This is a genomic window from Pseudomonas savastanoi, assembly GCF_020917325.1.
GTDB lineage: Bacteria > Pseudomonadota > Gammaproteobacteria > Pseudomonadales > Pseudomonadaceae > Aquipseudomonas > Aquipseudomonas amygdali.
On record NZ_CP076652.1, the window covers coordinates 5,451,465 to 5,467,130 of the forward strand.

General features: G+C 58.9%; 12 protein-coding genes and 1 pseudogene. 8 read left to right on the plus strand and 5 right to left on the minus strand.

Going from position 1 to position 15,666, the window contains the following annotated elements; all coding sequences use genetic code 11:
- Positions 1 to 37 precede the first annotated feature (37 nt).
- Both KP808_RS23370 and rarD read left to right on the plus strand, forming a co-directional pair.
- A complete protein-coding gene (locus KP808_RS23370) occupies positions 38 to 1,012 on the plus strand; it encodes a serine/threonine protein kinase (protein ID WP_058409553.1) in 975 nt (324 codons plus the stop codon).
- 402 nt (positions 1,013 to 1,414) lie between these two features.
- Complete coding sequence (rarD, locus tag KP808_RS23375; RefSeq protein ID WP_230017017.1) at positions 1,415 to 2,302, plus strand: EamA family transporter RarD; 888 nt, start codon at positions 1,415 to 1,417, stop codon at positions 2,300 to 2,302.
- A gap of 223 nt (positions 2,303 to 2,525) precedes the next feature.
- Here the strand turns inward: rarD and KP808_RS23380 are convergent, their stop codons facing one another.
- Positions 2,526 to 3,044, minus strand: a complete 519-nt coding sequence (locus tag KP808_RS23380; RefSeq protein WP_230017018.1) for a glycine cleavage system protein R — start codon at positions 3,042 to 3,044, stop codon at positions 2,526 to 2,528.
- Positions 3,045 to 3,365: 321 nt separating this feature from the next.
- On the opposite strand from KP808_RS23380, the gene KP808_RS23385 reads away from it, so the two are divergent.
- Positions 3,366 to 5,543, plus strand: coding sequence for a malate synthase G (locus tag KP808_RS23385; protein WP_219170426.1), 2,178 nt, complete (start codon positions 3,366 to 3,368; stop codon positions 5,541 to 5,543).
- Positions 5,544 to 5,609: 66 nt separating this feature from the next.
- Here KP808_RS23385 and KP808_RS23390 read toward each other — a convergent pair whose 3' ends face one another.
- Entirely contained in the window at positions 5,610 to 6,056 is a 447-nt protein-coding gene (locus KP808_RS23390; RefSeq protein WP_057403209.1) for a response regulator, read from the minus strand.
- A 232-nt stretch (positions 6,057 to 6,288) separates the two neighbouring features.
- On the opposite strand from KP808_RS23390, the gene KP808_RS23395 reads away from it, so the two are divergent.
- Both KP808_RS23395 and KP808_RS23400 read left to right on the plus strand, forming a co-directional pair.
- A complete protein-coding gene (locus KP808_RS23395; RefSeq protein WP_058401036.1) occupies positions 6,289 to 8,223 on the plus strand; it encodes a putative nucleotidyltransferase substrate binding domain-containing protein in 1,935 nt (644 codons plus the stop codon).
- Positions 8,220 to 8,933, plus strand: coding sequence for a 3'-5' exonuclease (locus tag KP808_RS23400; RefSeq protein WP_058401032.1), 714 nt, complete (start codon positions 8,220 to 8,222; stop codon positions 8,931 to 8,933). The genes KP808_RS23395 and KP808_RS23400 overlap by 4 nt, the downstream gene beginning before the upstream one ends.
- A gap of 13 nt (positions 8,934 to 8,946) precedes the next feature.
- Here KP808_RS23400 and KP808_RS23405 read toward each other — a convergent pair whose 3' ends face one another.
- Positions 8,947 to 9,249 carry a cell division protein ZapA gene (locus tag KP808_RS23405; RefSeq protein ID WP_005735052.1) on the minus strand — a complete coding sequence of 101 codons (303 nt, stop codon included), beginning with the start codon at positions 9,247 to 9,249 and terminating at the stop codon, positions 8,947 to 8,949.
- Positions 9,246 to 9,479, minus strand: coding sequence for a hypothetical protein (locus tag KP808_RS23410; protein WP_002555595.1), 234 nt, complete (start codon positions 9,477 to 9,479; stop codon positions 9,246 to 9,248). The genes KP808_RS23405 and KP808_RS23410 overlap by 4 nt, the downstream gene beginning before the upstream one ends.
- Positions 9,480 to 9,967: 488 nt before the next feature.
- On the opposite strand from KP808_RS23410, the pseudogene KP808_RS26260 reads away from it, so the two are divergent.
- A pseudogene (locus KP808_RS26260) lies at positions 9,968 to 10,396 on the plus strand (MCP four helix bundle domain-containing protein); the annotation flags it as partial.
- Complete coding sequence (locus tag KP808_RS23415; protein ID WP_407692688.1) at positions 10,397 to 11,527, plus strand: methyl-accepting chemotaxis protein; 1,131 nt, start codon at positions 10,397 to 10,399, stop codon at positions 11,525 to 11,527.
- Positions 11,528 to 12,813: 1,286 nt separating this feature from the next.
- On the opposite strand, the gene gbdR is transcribed toward KP808_RS23415, so the two are convergent.
- Positions 12,814 to 13,917, minus strand: a complete 1,104-nt coding sequence (gene gbdR, locus KP808_RS23420; protein ID WP_002555597.1) for a choline metabolism transcriptional regulator GbdR — start codon at positions 13,915 to 13,917, stop codon at positions 12,814 to 12,816.
- A gap of 783 nt (positions 13,918 to 14,700) precedes the next feature.
- Here gbdR and KP808_RS23425 point away from each other — a divergent pair.
- Positions 14,701 to 15,648: a choline ABC transporter substrate-binding protein gene (locus tag KP808_RS23425; protein WP_058401207.1), complete on the plus strand. Its 948-nt coding sequence runs from the start codon at positions 14,701 to 14,703 to the stop codon at positions 15,646 to 15,648.
- The last annotated feature ends 18 nt before the right edge of the window (positions 15,649 to 15,666 follow it).

The window sequence follows — 15,666 nt, forward strand, 5'->3', positions numbered from 1 at the left end:
GGTCCGACGCGGCAACCTGCTGCGCGCAGGAGTAGTCATGGCTCACCCGTTTGCAACACTTACTCCCGATCTGGTCCTGGATGCTGTCGAAAGCATCGGTTTTCTCAGCGATGCCCGCATCCTGGCGCTCAACAGTTACGAAAACCGCGTGTATCAGGTCGGTATCGAAGACGGTCAGCCGCTGATCGCCAAGTTCTATCGTCCACAACGCTGGACCAACGAAGCCATCCTTGAAGAACACAGCTTCACTTACGAGCTGGTCGAGGTCGAAGTGCCCGTCGTCGCGCCCATGGTGCATAACGGCGAAACCCTGTTCGAACATGCCGGTTTTCGTTTCACGCTATTCCCGCGCCGGGGCGGACGCGCGCCGGAGCCGGGCAATCTGGATCAGTTGTATCGCCTGGGCCAGTTACTGGGGCGTATCCATGCGGTCGGCTCGACCAAACCGTTCGCGCACCGCGAGGCACTGGGCGTGAAGAACTTCGGCCATGCGTCGGTCAATTACCTGCTGGAAAACGACTGCATCCCGCGCAGCCTGCTTCCGGCTTACGAGTCGGTAGCCCGCGATCTGCTCAAGCGTGTCGAAGACGTTTACGCCGCCACGCCGCACACCAACATTCGCATGCACGGCGACTGCCACCCCGGCAACATGATGTGCCGCGACGAGATGTTCCACATCGTCGACCTGGACGACTGCCGCCTTGGCCCTGCCGTTCAGGACATCTGGATGATGCTGGCCGGTGATCGTCAGGAACGGCTCGGTCAGTTGTCGGAACTGATGGACGGCTACAACGAATTTCATGATTTCGATCCACGCGAGCTGGCCCTGATCGAACCACTGCGTGCCCTGCGCCTGATGCACTACAGCGCCTGGCTCGCCCGTCGCTGGGACGACCCTGCGTTCCCGCACAGCTTTCCATGGTTCGGCACCGAGCGTTACTGGGGCGACCATATCCTGGCCCTGCGTGAGCAGATGTCAGCGCTGAATGAAGAGCCGTTGAAACTGTTTTGACCTGATGAGCCCCAGGTTATCGTGCGGCGCCAATCTGTGACGCGGAGCGTCACCCAAGGCATTCCGGTGCCGGAGTGAGGATCGACAACACAGATTATCGTGCGGCGCTCCGCGTCGCATGCAGTTCTGGACGCTCCGCGTCCGATCCTGAATGTCCGGTGCGGCGCAAATCTGTGACGCGGAGCGTCACCCAAGGCATTCCCACGCTGGAGCGTGAGGAACGATAATCTCAACTATCGTGCGGCGTTCCGCGTCCGATCCTGAGCAAGCGGCGCGGCACAGATGTCGTGAATCAGCCGAACCTGTGTATAACATCGAGCGCTCCAGCGTGAGTACGATCAAAACCATCAACCGCATCACCCCACAATAAAACCGGAAATTTCTGTATTAAAGGGACGCTCCATGCAAGCTGCCAATCCACGCCGTGGATACATTCTGGGCCTGAGTGCTTACATCATCTGGGGCCTGTTCCCCATCTACTTCAAGGCTATCTCCGCCGTTCCGGCCATCGAGATCATCATCCATCGTGTGCTCTGGTCAGCCCTCTTCGGCTCGATTGTGCTGATGTTCTGGAAGCATCCCGGCTGGTGGCGTGACCTGCGCAACAACCCACAGCGACTGGCCGTGCTGGCACTGAGCGGCACGCTGATCGCGGCCAACTGGATCGTCTACGTGTGGGCCGTGAACAACGGCCGCATGCTTGAAGCCAGTCTCGGCTATTACATCAACCCGCTGGTCAACGTACTGCTGGGCATGTTGTTACTGGGCGAACGGCTCAGGCGCCTGCAAATGCTGGCGGTCGCTTTCGCCGCCATTGGTGTCGCCCAACAGGTCTGGCACGTGGGCAGCCTGCCTTGGGTGTCACTGGCGCTGCCATTGACCTTCGCTTTCTACGGCCTGATCCGTAAAAAAGCCCCGGTTGCCGCCCTCCCTGGCCTGGTGGTGGAAACCTGGATGCTGGTGCCACTGGCATTGATCTGGCTGGCACTCAACCCGACAGCCATCAGCGCACAAGCACAATTCTGGACCACCACCCAGGCCCTCTGGCTCGCAGCCGCAGGCCCGGTAACGCTGATCCCGCTGGTGTGCTTCAACGCCGCAGCCCGCCACCTGCCCTTCACCACCCTGGGCTTCCTGCAATACCTTGCGCCCACGCTGGTCCTGCTGCTGGCCGTACTGCTGTATGACGAGCATCTGACCACCAGCACCATCATCACCTTCGCCTTTATCTGGGCGGGGCTGGCAATCTACAGTGTGGATATCTGGCTGAAATCCCGCGGTCGCAGCTGATCAAAAAACACACAAACCCTTGCAGGCCACGCTCCCCGTGGCCTGCAAGACGTTCTCCAAGGGTTATCCACAGGCAGGCTAACCTTATCTGTGCACAAGCCCTTGAAACTGTTGGTTTTTTGATCAACTTTCGCCAAGCCACGGCTAACGTGGCGCGCAAGGCTATTCCCCCAGGTTATCCACAGGCAGGTGCACGGTTAACTTGGATAACCTGAAAGCGGATCTAGTCCTCGGTACCCAACACCAACTCCACCATCAGATCATCAGCCAGGGTCTCAAGCCCTGCCTGCAGGTCATCCAGCGACAAGCCCAGCGGTAAGCCCAGCACGGCATCGGCGTGAAACAGCAACTCGCTGCTCATGGGCGCAGGGGAAACGTCGGTGATCAAGTGTTCGACGTTAACGCCCTGCCCGGCCAGCAAGCGGGTGATGTCGCGCACAATGCCGGGACGGTCGTTACCGACCAGTTGCATGCTGATCAACTGGGTCGGGGCAGTTGTCTCGATCACGCTTTCAGCCAACAGCATGCGAATGCCGTGGGCTGACAGTGCGTTCAACGCCTTGATCAGGTCATCGTACTTTTCCGGCTCGACACCCACCTTGAGGATCCCGGCAAACTGCCCGGCCATGCGCGACATGCGGCTTTCCAGCCAGTTACCGCCCTGCTCGGCAATGCACTGCGCGATACGTTCGACCTGACCCGGTTTGTCGGGAGCAACCAGCGTTACGACGAGATGATCCACGGTCAATTCCTCTCTCTGTGCAGGTGATTTGAAAACGGCGTCGGTCGCACGAGTATAGACAGACCCGAGGGCAGCCCGTGCGCGGTAAATCGTGTACCGTTTACCACGCTTTATGGAACAATCCCGAGCGCTTTTGGGAGCACAATGAATATCATCGTGACCCGATATGAATATCCAGTCGTTTAGTGACATATTCAGCGACGTTTTCACGCGACGGCGGCTCATGTAGTATCCGAAATCTCGCACTACATGACACCAAGATCAATAACAGAGCGCTCCCCGAGTGTGCTCGACCCTGCTGAGCAGAGTGAGGCAAGTGCAATGACTGAGTACGTTCAAGTCGGTGACCTGCAAGTCGCCAGAGTCCTGTTCGACTTCGTGCAGAACGAAGCCACACCCGGAACCGGCATCGACGCCACTGCGTTCTGGGCCGGTGCGGACCAACTGATCCACGACCTTGCGCCAAAGAACAAGGCACTGCTCGCCAAACGAGATGAATTGCAGGCGCAGATCGACACGTGGCACCAATCGCGTGCCGGACAGGCTCACGACGCCTCGGCTTACAAAGCCTTCCTTCAGGAGATCGGCTACCTGCTGCCAGAAGCAGCGGACTTCCAGATCACCACGCAAAACGTCGATGAAGAAATAGCCACCATGGCCGGACCGCAACTGGTCGTGCCGGTGATGAACGCACGGTTTGCGCTCAATGCGTCCAATGCCCGCTGGGGCTCGCTGTATGACGCGCTCTATGGCACCGATGCCATCAGCGAAGAAGGTGGCGCGGAGAAAGGCAAGGGCTACAACAAGGTGCGTGGCGACAAGGTGATCGCCTTCGCCCGCGCGTTCCTCGATCAGGCTGCCCCTTTGGCGGCTGGCTCGCACGTTGATTCGACTGCTTACAAGTTGATCGACGGCAGACTGGTCATCAGCCTCAAGGGCGGCAGCAACACCGGCCTGCGCGACGATGCACAACTGGTGGGTTTCCAGGGTGATGCCTCAGCGCCGTTCGCCGTGCTGTTCAGGCACAATGGGCTGCATTTCGAATTGCAGATCGACGCTTCCAGCCCGGTTGGCCAAACCGATGCGGCAGGCGTGAAAGACATCCTCATGGAAGCCGCGCTGACCACCATCATGGACTGCGAAGACTCCATTGCGGCCGTCGATGCCGACGACAAAGTGGTCGTCTACCGTAACTGGCTGGGCCTGATGAAAGGCGATCTGGCGGAATCGGTGTCCAAAGGCGGCGAGACCTTCACCCGCACCATGAACCCGGACCGGGTCTACACCACGCCACAAGGCGGCGAAGCCACGCTGCACGGTCGTTCGCTGCTGTTCATTCGCAACGTAGGTCACTTGATGACCATCGACGCGATACTCGACAAGCATGGCAATGAAGTGCCGGAAGGCATTCTCGATGGCCTGCTGACCAGCCTTGCAGCCATCCATAACCTCAACGGCAACACCTCGCGCAGCAACAGCCGCAGCGGCTCGATGTACATCGTCAAACCGAAGATGCACGGCCCGGAGGAAGCTGCATTCACCAACGAACTGTTCGGGCGCATCGAGCAGGTACTGGGTTTGCCGCGTAACACCTTGAAGGTCGGGATCATGGACGAGGAACGCCGTACCACGGTCAACCTCAAAGCCTGTATTCAGGCAGCCAGCGAGCGCGTGGTGTTCATCAACACCGGCTTCCTCGACCGCACCGGTGACGAAATCCATACCTCCATGGAAGCAGGCCCGGTGGTGCGCAAGGCGCAGATGAAAGCCGAGAAGTGGATCGCTGCCTACGAGAACTCCAACGTCGACATCGGCCTGAAATGCGGCTTGCAAGGTCGTGCGCAGATCGGCAAAGGCATGTGGGCCATGCCCGACCTGATGGCTGCCATGCTGGAACAGAAAATTGCCCACCCGCTGGCTGGCGCAAACACGGCCTGGGTGCCCTCGCCTACAGCGGCCGCGCTGCACGCCCTGCATTATCACAAGGTCGATGTGTTCGCTCGCCAGGCCGAACTGGTTCAGCGCGAGCAGGCATCGGTGGATGACATTCTGACCATTCCCCTGGCGCCGAACACCGACTGGACGCCCGAAGAAATCCAGAACGAACTGGACAACAACGCACAGGGCATTCTTGGCTATGTAGTGCGCTGGATCGATCAGGGCGTGGGTTGCTCGAAAGTACCGGACATCAACGACATCGGTCTGATGGAAGACCGCGCAACGCTGCGCATCTCAAGCCAGCACATGGCCAACTGGCTGCGTCATGGCGTTGTCACCGAAGCTCAGGTGCTGGAAAGCTTGAAGCGCATGGCACCCGTTGTGGATCGCCAGAACGCCAACGACCCGCTGTATCGCCCACTGGCACCAGACTTCGACAGCAACATTGCCTTCCAGGCAGCCGTAGAACTGGTGATCGAAGGCACGCGGCAGCCTAACGGCTATACCGAGCCGGTATTGCACCGTCGCCGTCGTGAGTTCAAGGCTAGTAAAGGTCTGTAACGAGTCGTCTGAGCCATTGCGGGTGCTTGTCCTTGCCGGATGAGCAATCCGCAAAGGCTCACCGTTTCAACTTATCCCCAACTCCCGCTTCACCAGCTTCACCAGTTGCTTGGTGTTAAGCGGCTTGAGCAGGAAGTCCACCACGTTCAAGTGCATGGCATCGATGGCATCGCGCACGTTGGCATCGCCGGAGACGATAATGATCGGCAGTTCGGCGCGATCCGACTCCCTTACCTTGCGGATCAGGTCCAGCCCGTCGAAAGGCGCCATGCGCAAATCGGTGATCAGCAGTCCGATGGACTGACGCGTCTGGATCATTTCAAGCGCGCTGTCGCCACCGGGTGCGGTCATGCAACTGATGTCATTGAGGCTCAGAATTTCGGCCAGCAGCTCTCGCGCGTCGCTGTCGTCATCGACGATCAGAACTCGTTGCGGTGCGTCACGGGCGGGCGTGAGCATGACCTCATGGAGGGCATTACGCTCTTCGTCGCTCAAAATATCGTGATCAATCATTGCAATCTCATCATTCCCTGAACTAATCCGACAGCAGATATGGATAAATCTGCGATGCATTTCGTCGGCATCCTGGCCAGTCTTCGCTCGCAATCCATTGCGTTCGTCAAATCAGTTACGCCGCAGCAGGCACGGCACTGTCACTCGGTTCAAGCGTAAGACTTACGTCCAATGGGCACCTGGCTGCAAGCGGCCGACCATGAGCACCAATAACAAGAACGCGGAACAGGCCATGAGCAAGGCAGATGCTTTCACCCAGGCAGGCAAGACAGCCGTGCTACAGAACATACACGGCACCATGCAGTTTCTGCAAAAATTCCCGCCTTTCAACCAGATGGAAAACGCGCATCTGGCGTACCTCGTAGAGCAGTGTCAGCTCCGGTTCTATGCCGCGGATGAAAGCATCATCAAGCCTGGCGATGGCCCGGTAGAGCACTTTTACATCGTCAAGCAGGGGCGAATCGTCGGTGAACGTCCGCATTCTGCCAAAGGCGGCACAGAAACAACATTTGAAATCACCACTGGCGAGTGTTTTCCACTTGCGGCCCTGCTGGGCGAGCGTGCCACTCGTACCGAACACCTGGCTGCCGAGGACACCTTCTGCCTGCAATTGAACAAGCAGGCGTTCATCAAGCTGTTCGCGCTTTCCACAACGTTTCGCGACTTTGCCCTGCGCGGTGTCAGCAGCCTGCTGGATCAGGTCAATCAGCAGGTTCAGCAGCGCGCCGTTGAAACCCTGGGCACGCAGTATTCACTGAATACACGTCTCGGCGAACTGGCCATGCGTCACCCGGTGATGTGCAGCCCTGAAACACCCATGCGCGACGCGGTGAAACTGATGCATGAACAGCAGGTAGGCAGCATCGTGATTGTCGACGAGCAGCAGGCCCCGCTGGGGATTTTTACCCTGCGCGACCTGCGTGAAGCGGTTGCCGATGTGAATGCCGATTTCAGCGCGCCGGTCAGACACACCATGAGCCTGTCACCGTTCCATCTGAGCCCGGACGCCAGCGCATTCGACGCGGCTATCGCCATGACCGGACGTCACATCGCCCACGTGTGCCTGGTCAGAGACGGGCGATTGTGTGGCGTGGTGTCGGAGCGCGATTTGTTTTCCTTGCAACGGGTCGACCTGGTCCACCTGGCGCGGACCATCCGCAATGCACCGCGTATCGAAGCGCTCGCCGGTTTGAGAGGCGATATCGTCCAGTTGGTCGACCGCATGCTGGCCCACGGCGCCTCTTCGACCCAGATAACCCAGATCATCACCCTGCTCAATGACCACACCGTGTGCCGCGTGATCGAGCTGACGCTTGCAGAAAAAGGCGACCCCGGCATTGCATTCAGCTGGCTGTGCTTTGGCAGCGAAGGCCGTCGCGAACAGACGCTGCATACCGATCAGGACAACGGCATTCTGTTTGAAGCCAGCGATGCGGCAGAAGCAGAGCAGATCCGCACGTTACTGCTACCGATTGCCGAGCGCATCAATCAAAGCCTGGCGCAGTGCGGTTTTACCCTGTGCAAGGGCAACATCATGGCCGGTAACCCCGACCTGTGCCTGTCCCGGCTCGAATGGTCAAAGCGCTTTGCAGCCTTTATCCGCGAAGCAACTCCGGAGAACCTGCTGGCATCGAGTATCTATTTCGATCTGCGCGTGGTCTGGGGCGATGAAAGTGGCGGCGAGCAACTGCGCCGCGGCATTCTTGATCAGGTGGCAGACAACAAGCTGTTCCAGCGCATGATGGCCGAGAACGCTCTGCGTCAAAGGCCGCCGGTGGGCCGTTTCAAGGATTTCGTGCTGGCGCGCAAAGGCAGCGAAAAAGACACCCTGGACCTCAAGACCGAAGGCCTGACGCCCTTTGTCGACGGGGCGCGCCTGTTGGCGCTGGCCAACGGTGTCGGTGTCAACAATACCCAGGAACGCCTGCGCCAACTGGTCGAACGTGAAGTCATCGACCCGCTGGATGGCGCTGCGTATGAAGAGGCTTACCACTTCATTCAGCAGACCCGCATGCAGCAACATCAACTGCAAAGCCGCCAGAACCTTCCCTACTCCAATCGCATCGACCCTGACACGCTCAACCATCTGGACAGACGCATTCTGCGCGAATCGTTTCGCCAGGCGCAGCGACTGCAAACCAGCCTGACCCTGCGTTACCAACTATGAACCTATTCGAATGGCTCAAGCCGCGCGCGAAAAAGACACCCTTGCAAGCGCATCAACTGGATCGCCTCAAAAAGCTGCCGGTCTGCGCGAACCTCAGCGACAAGCCGCTGCGCCAACAGCGCTGGGTAGTGCTGGACCTTGAAACCAGTGGCCTGAACATGAACCGCGATCAAGTGCTGTCCATCGGCGCGGTCGTGATTGAAGACGGTGCCATCGATCTGGGCCAGCAGTTCGAGCGCACGCTGTTGCGCGTCGATCACAAGGTCAGCCCGGCCGTGCTTATTCATGGCTTGGCGCCGAGTGCGATTGCCGCGGGCAGCGAGCCGGCCGAGGCGTTGCTGGACTTCATGGAGTTCGTCGGCGAAAGCCCGATTCTAGGTTTTCATGCGCCGTTCGATCAGCACATGCTGTCGCGCGCGCTGAAAGAAAGCCTGGACTACCGCTTGCAGCATCCGTTTTTCGATGCCGCCGAAATCGCCCCGATGCTCTGCGAGCAAGCCAATCTGCGTCACGCAGGGCTGGACGACTGGACGCAGTTTTTTGGCCTGCATGCCGAAGAGCGTCACAACGCCAGCGCTGATGCACTGGTCACCGCAGAACTGGCGCTGATCCTGTTCAGCCACGCACGTCGTCAGCAGATCGACAGCCCGCGGCTACTGGAAGAGCGCCTTGGGCAATGGCGCAGACGTAAACAATCGCACTCGTTTTGACTGCGACCTGCGCTCAGCTCTGGGAAATGGTCTTGGCGATTACATCCACCGTCGCGTCCACCTGCTCGCGGTAACGCTTGAGCTCGACCTTGTGCAATTGCTCAAGCTCGATTTGCTGCGAACAGAGGTTCAGCGCTGCCAGAACCAGCAGACGGTCACCGATCAACGTCGGGTATTTGCGCTTGGTGTCGGCCAGCGACGCGTTGAGCATCGCGGCGGCTTTCATGAGGGTCAGGTCTTCACCGGCCGGGGCTTTGACCGAGTACTCATTACCCAGAATGGTGAGAACGGTTACACCGTTGCCATCGACGTTCATGCGCCAACAGCACTTGCGCTGGTCGCGCGGTCAACCAGTGCCTGGATACGGGCGGCGGTGCTGCCCTGCTTCTCTTCCTGCTCCATCAGGCTCAGTTGCAAGTTCTCGTTCTCGTCCTTGGCTTTTGCCAGCTCGGCACCGAGCTGTGCATTTGTGTCTTGAAGGGCCTGGTTCTGTTGCACCAGATCACCGACAAGTTGTTCCAATTGGCTAAGGGAGGCTTCCAACATTTTGATTTCTCGAGCAAATTTCAACGGGCGCGTACGATAAAGAAAAGTCGCTGCGCATGCCAGCGCTCAGGCTTTGATACTGATCTGTCATGACGTTGACATGTCCATAACGTAGACGCGTAGGGGGCTTGTGACTACGTATTCGGAATCCGGTTCCTGCTGTTCGTCAGACCGCCCCGAACTGCGACAAATGCGCACAGCCAATGGGCAAACTGACATCACCCTAATCCCCCTCAACCCAGTCTTTTCAAGGGTTTGTGCGAATGTCAGCCATATCCAAAGATAACCGTCAGTAATAAGTCGTCAATATTTAGTGCCTACTGACTCAAGACGTTAGTCGCATGACCGATAGGCCCCCCATTCACGGCTCTATCTCCGTCTTTCAATCGCATGGATCGCGTACCTGACCCTGGAAGCTTTCTATGTCCCTGCGAAATATGAACATCGCGCCCCGAGCGTTTCTTGGATTTGCCACAATCGGCACACTCATGTTGATTCTGGGTGTATTTGCACTGTCACAGATGAGCAAGATCCGTGGCGCCACTGAAGTGCTGGCCGACAACAATGTGCCGAGCATCAAGAGCCTTGACCGATTTGCTGAAGTCAGCATCCGGTTGCGCGTTCTGTCCTACCGATTGCTGGTCAACCGCGACCCGGAAACCCAGCAGAAAACCATCGATTTGATGGCGATGCGCAACAAGCAGATCACTGACGCTCAGGCGATTTACGAGAAGCTCATCAGCGATCCCGATGAGCGCAATCTCTACAGCCAGTACGTACAACTGCTGGGACAATATCGCCAGCTTGAAGAGCGCCTGAAGACCCTGACCCGCGCCAACAAGATCGATGAGTTGCAGGGCCTGCTCAATAACGAAATGCTCAACAACTCTGACCAGATGAACGTTGTGCTGAGCAAACTGGTGGAGTTCAACACGGCTCAGTTGAACCAGGTGAAGAAGGATGCGTCCAGCGAGTACGACTCGGCATTCAATCTGGTCATCGGACTGTTGATCGCTGCCACCCTGCTGACCATCGTGTTTGCCTGGATGCTGATCAAAAGTATTACCACGCCGATTGCCACAGCTCTGCATGCAGCGGAGACCATCGCGCAGGGCAACCTGACCCGGCCGATCGAGATCGACGGCACCGATGAAGCAGGTCGTTTGCTGCTGGCCATGAAAACCATGCAGGACAAGCTGCGCGACACGTTGCAGGGCATTTCCGGTTCGGCCACGCAACTGGCCTCGGCTGCTGAAGAGCTCAATGCTGTCACCGACGAAAGTGCATGCGGGCTGGTGCAGCAGAACAACGAAATCGAGCAGGCGGCAACCGCGGTCAACGAGATGACCAGCGCCGTGGAAGAAGTCGCACGCAATGCCGTCAGCACGTCCCAAGCGTCGCGCAATGCTGCGACATCTGCTGGCGACGGTCGTGATCTGGTTCAGGAAACCGTCAGCGCCATCGAACGCATGAGCGGCGATGTGAAAGATACTGCTGAACTGATCATCAACCTGGCCAGTGAATCGCGTGATATCGGCAAGGTGCTGGATGTGATTCGCGGCCTGGCAGACCAAACCAACCTGCTCGCCCTCAACGCCGCCATTGAGGCTGCACGCGCCGGTGAGGCCGGGCGTGGCTTTGCTGTAGTCGCCGACGAAGTCCGCGCCCTGGCGCACCGTACTCAGCAATCGACCAGTGAAATCGAACGCATGATCGGTAGCATTCAGAGCGGTACGGAGCAGGCGGTGAGCTCGATGCGCAACAGCACAGAACGCGCCGAATCGACCTTGAACATCGCCAAGGGCGCAGGCTTGGCGCTGAACACTATCAACGTCGCGGTCGAAGAGATCAACGAACGCAACATGGTCATCGCCAGTGCTGCCGAAGAGCAGGCGCAAGTCGCTCGCGAAGTGGACCGCAATCTGGTCAACATCCGCGACCTGTCCGCACAATCCACCACCGGCGCCAACCAGACCAGCGCGGCCAGCACCGAGCTGTCACGCCTGGCCGTGGACCTCAACAGCATGGTGTCGCGCTTCGCGCTTTAAACACGCGAAAACTCAACTAGCGTCCCGGCGCTCCGCGTCCTCTTGCGACGCAGAGCGTCGAGAGCTGCATTACCACGCTGAATCCCGACTATCGTGCGGCGCTCCGCGTCGCATGCCGTTCCGGACGCTCCGCGTCCTCTTGGCGACGCAGAGCGTCGAGAACTGCATTACCACGCTGGAGCGTGGGGACTATCATCGCAACTATCGTGCGGCGCTCCGCGTCGCATGCCGTTCTGGACGCTTCGCGTCCTCTTGGCGACGCAGAGCGTCGCGAACTGCATTACCACGCTGGAGCGTGGGAACGATCATCGCAACTATCGTGCGGCGCTCCGCGTCGCATGCCTTTCTGGACGCTTAGCGTCCTCTTGGCGACGCAGAGCGTCGAGAACTGCATTACCACGCTGGAGCGTGGGAACGATCATCGCAACTATCGTGCGGCGCTCCGCGTCGTATGTCTTTCTAGACGCTCCGCGTCCTCTTGGCGACGCAGAGCGTCGAGAACTGCATTACCACGCTGGAGCGTGGGAACGATCATCGCAACTATCGTGCGGCGCTCCGCGTCGCATGCCGTTCTGGACGCTCTGCGTCCTCTTGGCGACGCAGAGCGTCGCGAACTGCATTACCACGCTGGAGCGTGCGGAACGATCATCGCAACTATCGTGCGGCGCTCCGCGTCGCATGCCGTTCTGGACGCTCTGCGTCCTCTTGGCGACGCAGAGCGTCGCGAACTGCATTACCACGCTGGAGCGTGGGAACGATCATCGCCACTATCGTGCGGCGCTCCGCGTCGTATGCCTTTCTGGACGCTCCGCGTCCTCTTGGCGACGCAGAGCGTCGCGAACTGCATTACCACGCTGGAGCGTGGGGACTATCATCGCAACTATCGTGCGGCGCTCCGCGTCGCATGCCGTTCTGGACGCTTCGCGTCCTCTTGGCGACGCAGAGCGTCGCGAACTGCATTACCACGCAGAGCGTGGGAACGATCATCGCAACTATCGTGCGGCGCTCCGCGTCGTATGCCTTTCTGGACGCTCCGCGTCCTCTTGGCGACGCAGAGCGTCGCGAACTGCATTACCACGCTGGAGCGTGGGAACGATCATCGCAACTATCGTGCGGCGCTCCGCGTCGCATGCCTTTCTGGACGCTTAGCGTCCTCTTGGCGACGCAGAGCGTCGAGAACTGCATTCCCACGCTGGAGCGTGCGGAACGATCATCTCGACTATCGTGCGGCGCTCCGCGTCGCATGCCGTTCTGGACGCTTCGCGTCCTCTTGTGACGTAGGGCGACTAAAGCCTCACGCTCGCAAACGTCGACTCATTACGCGCTTGACTCAACGCTGACATCGGTCCGGACAACGGGGCGAGCACCATTGCCTGCGGGATCGGCATCATGGCGACCTGCTGTGCGGTGTTGGAACCTACGCGCTCGTCACGCGGCGGAATGCCGAAGTATTCGCGGTAGCATTTTGAGAAGTGTGGCGTCGATACGAAGCCGCACACCGACGCCACTTCGATGATCGACATCGGTGTCTGCTTGAGCAGTTGCCGGGCGCGGATCAGGCGCAGTTTCAGGTAGTAGCGCGACGGCGAGCAGTGCAGGTATTTCTGGAACAGTCGCTCCAGTTGCCTGCGTGATACAGCGACATACACCGCCAGCTCGTCAAGGTCGATCGGCTCTTCGAGGTTGGCCTCCATCAGCGCCACAATTTCCTGCAGCTTTGGCTGATTGGTACCCAGCATGTGCTTGAGCGGCACGCGCTGATGATCCTGTTCGTTGCGAATGCGTTCGTAGACGAACATCTCGGAAATCGCGGCCGACAATTCACGACCATGATCGCGACTGATCAGGTGCAGCATCATGTCCAGTGGTGCGGTGCCACCCGAACTGGTGAAGCGGTTGCGGTCCAGGGTGAACAGCCGGGTGCTCATCGACACGCGTGGAAAGGCTTCCTGCATTGAAGCCAGACACTCCCAATGCACACTGCAATCGAAGCCATCCAGCAAGCCGGCACACGCCAGCGCCCAACTGCCGGTGCACACCGCGCCGAGGCGACGTGACTGACGCGCCTGGCTCTGCAGCCAGCTCACGTGTTCACGCGTCACGGTGCGCTGAATGCCGACACCACCACAGACGATGACGGTGTCGAGTGCCGGGGCCTTGTGCATGGCGGCATCCGGTGTGATCTGCAAACCGTCACTGGCCCACACCTGACCGCCGTCCACGCTCAACGTGGTCCAGCGATACAGCTCGCGGCCCGACAGCTGATTGGCCATGCGAAGAGGTTCTACCGCCGATGCGAGGGAGATCAGGGTGAAGTTATCCAGCAGCAGAAAGCCGATGGATTGTGGCGCGCGGTTCTGAGGTTGAGCCCCTTGATTGAACGATGTCATCACACTATCTCCTCACATATGGCATAGGTTGGCCCCAGGACAGGCTCTTCTTATAGCCCTCGTCATTGATGGGCTTTGTGATGACATCGCAAATCCCATGCCGGAAATTGATCAGCCATTCAATAACACCTGAAAACGACGTCGCGAAGTGTCTATCCGGCAGCGACCCGAGTGTCTGTTTGCGACGCCAAGGCGCGCTAGCCGTACTCCTGATGAGCAATTCGGTAGCACACTGGGAAACGCCATGGGGCCCCAAGGTGCCACGAGTGCTACTCAAGGCACGCCCTGAAAAATCAGGTCGTCAGCAGGTTTTCGCGCTAAAAGGTGGCGGCCACCGAGACGTGTGATCAAAAACCGCGCAGCCATCAAAAGTGATGGTCAGACCTGGCGTCACGACCGCATGGGCTGACCCGATAATGAACTTGTCGGCGTTACCCCCCTCCAAAAGACCGCGTTCGCGCAGGCACCGACCTGCCAACCGACCGCTGCCGACCTGCGCAGCGACTGTGTAACGTACTGGCCGCTTTTCAGCAGTTCCAACACTGCAACCGGGCGTGTGTACGATGCAACGAATCTGTAAGCGACCTTGCGCGCACTGGATACGACGCCTCCTGCACTGGATACGACGCCCCCTGTAGGCGTTTGATTTTCCCTGTTACATGATCGGTTCCGACTCGATCGCCCGGCGCAGTGATGGAGCTTCGCGAAAAGCCTCGCCAACCCATAAGCCGCGTCAGCGTTCACCTGCTGATGACTAGAAGAAACTCACAGGAGTCTCCACCCATGAAAGGTTCCAAATCGTTGCTGTTGGCCGCTACGCTCTGTATGCCGGTGCTTGCTCAGGCAGCCGAGCCAGAGGCCTGTCATACGGTCAACTTCTCCGACGTAGGCTGGACCGATATCACCGTTACCACTGCGGTCACCAGCGCTGTACTCGAGTCACTGGGCTACAAGACCAAGACCACCATGATTTCCGTACCGGTGACCTACAAGTCGCTGGCCGACGGCAAGAACATGGACGTGTTCCTCGGCAACTGGATGCCGACCATGGAAAACGACATCAAGCCTTACCGCGAAGCCGGGACCGTCGAAACCGTGCGTGCCAACCTGGAGAACGCCAAGTACACCCTGGCCGTCCCGGAAGCGCTCTACGACAAAGGCCTGCATGACTTCGCCGACATCGTCAAATTCAAGAAGGAGCTGGGCGGCAAGATCTACGGCATCGAGCCCGGCAACGACGGCAATCGCCTGATCCAGAGCATGATCGACAAGAACGCCTTCGGCCTGAAGGACGCAGGCTTCAAGGTTGTAGAGTCGAGCGAAGCCGCAATGCTTTCGCAGGTTGACCGCGCCGTGAAACGCAAAAACGACGTCGTGTTCCTCGGCTGGGAACCGCATCCGATGAACACGCGTTTCAAGATGAAATATCTGACTGGCGGTGATGACTTCTTCGGCCCCAACTATGGCCAGGCGACCATCTACACCAACACCCGCAAAGGCTACAGTCAGGAATGCAGCAACGTAGGTCAGTTGCTCAAGAACCTGTCCTTCACACTGGACATGGAAAGCACCCTGATGGGCAACGTGCTGGACGACAAAATGAAGCCTGATGCCGCCGCCAAGGCGTGGATCAAGAAAAACCCGCAAGTACTCGACACCTGGCTCGCCGGCGTGACCACCGTCGATGGCAAGCCAGGCCTGGAGGCAGCCAAAGCCAAGTTGACCCAGTAAGCCGACAGCAGGCGGGGC

What these genes read in the sequence shown, in the direction of transcription:
- KP808_RS23370 (WP_058409553.1), top strand. Translation starts at nt 38, where the DNA reads ATGGCTCACCCGTTTGCAACACTTACTCCCGATCTGGTCCTGGATGCT.
- rarD (WP_230017017.1), top strand. Translation starts at nt 1,415, where the DNA reads ATGCAAGCTGCCAATCCACGCCGTGGATACATTCTGGGCCTGAGTGCT.
- KP808_RS23385 (WP_219170426.1), top strand. Translation starts at nt 3,366, where the DNA reads ATGACTGAGTACGTTCAAGTCGGTGACCTGCAAGTCGCCAGAGTCCTG.
- KP808_RS23390 (WP_057403209.1), bottom strand. Translation starts at nt 6,056, where the DNA reads ATGATTGATCACGATATTTTGAGCGACGAAGAGCGTAATGCCCTCCAT.
- KP808_RS23395 (WP_058401036.1), top strand. Translation starts at nt 6,289, where the DNA reads ATGAGCAAGGCAGATGCTTTCACCCAGGCAGGCAAGACAGCCGTGCTA.
- KP808_RS23400 (WP_058401032.1), top strand. Translation starts at nt 8,220, where the DNA reads ATGAACCTATTCGAATGGCTCAAGCCGCGCGCGAAAAAGACACCCTTG.
- KP808_RS23405 (WP_005735052.1), bottom strand. Translation starts at nt 9,249, where the DNA reads ATGAACGTCGATGGCAACGGTGTAACCGTTCTCACCATTCTGGGTAAT.
- KP808_RS23410 (WP_002555595.1), bottom strand. Translation starts at nt 9,479, where the DNA reads ATGTTGGAAGCCTCCCTTAGCCAATTGGAACAACTTGTCGGTGATCTG.
- gbdR (WP_002555597.1), bottom strand. Translation starts at nt 13,917, where the DNA reads ATGACATCGTTCAATCAAGGGGCTCAACCTCAGAACCGCGCGCCACAA.
- KP808_RS23425 (WP_058401207.1), top strand. Translation starts at nt 14,701, where the DNA reads ATGAAAGGTTCCAAATCGTTGCTGTTGGCCGCTACGCTCTGTATGCCG.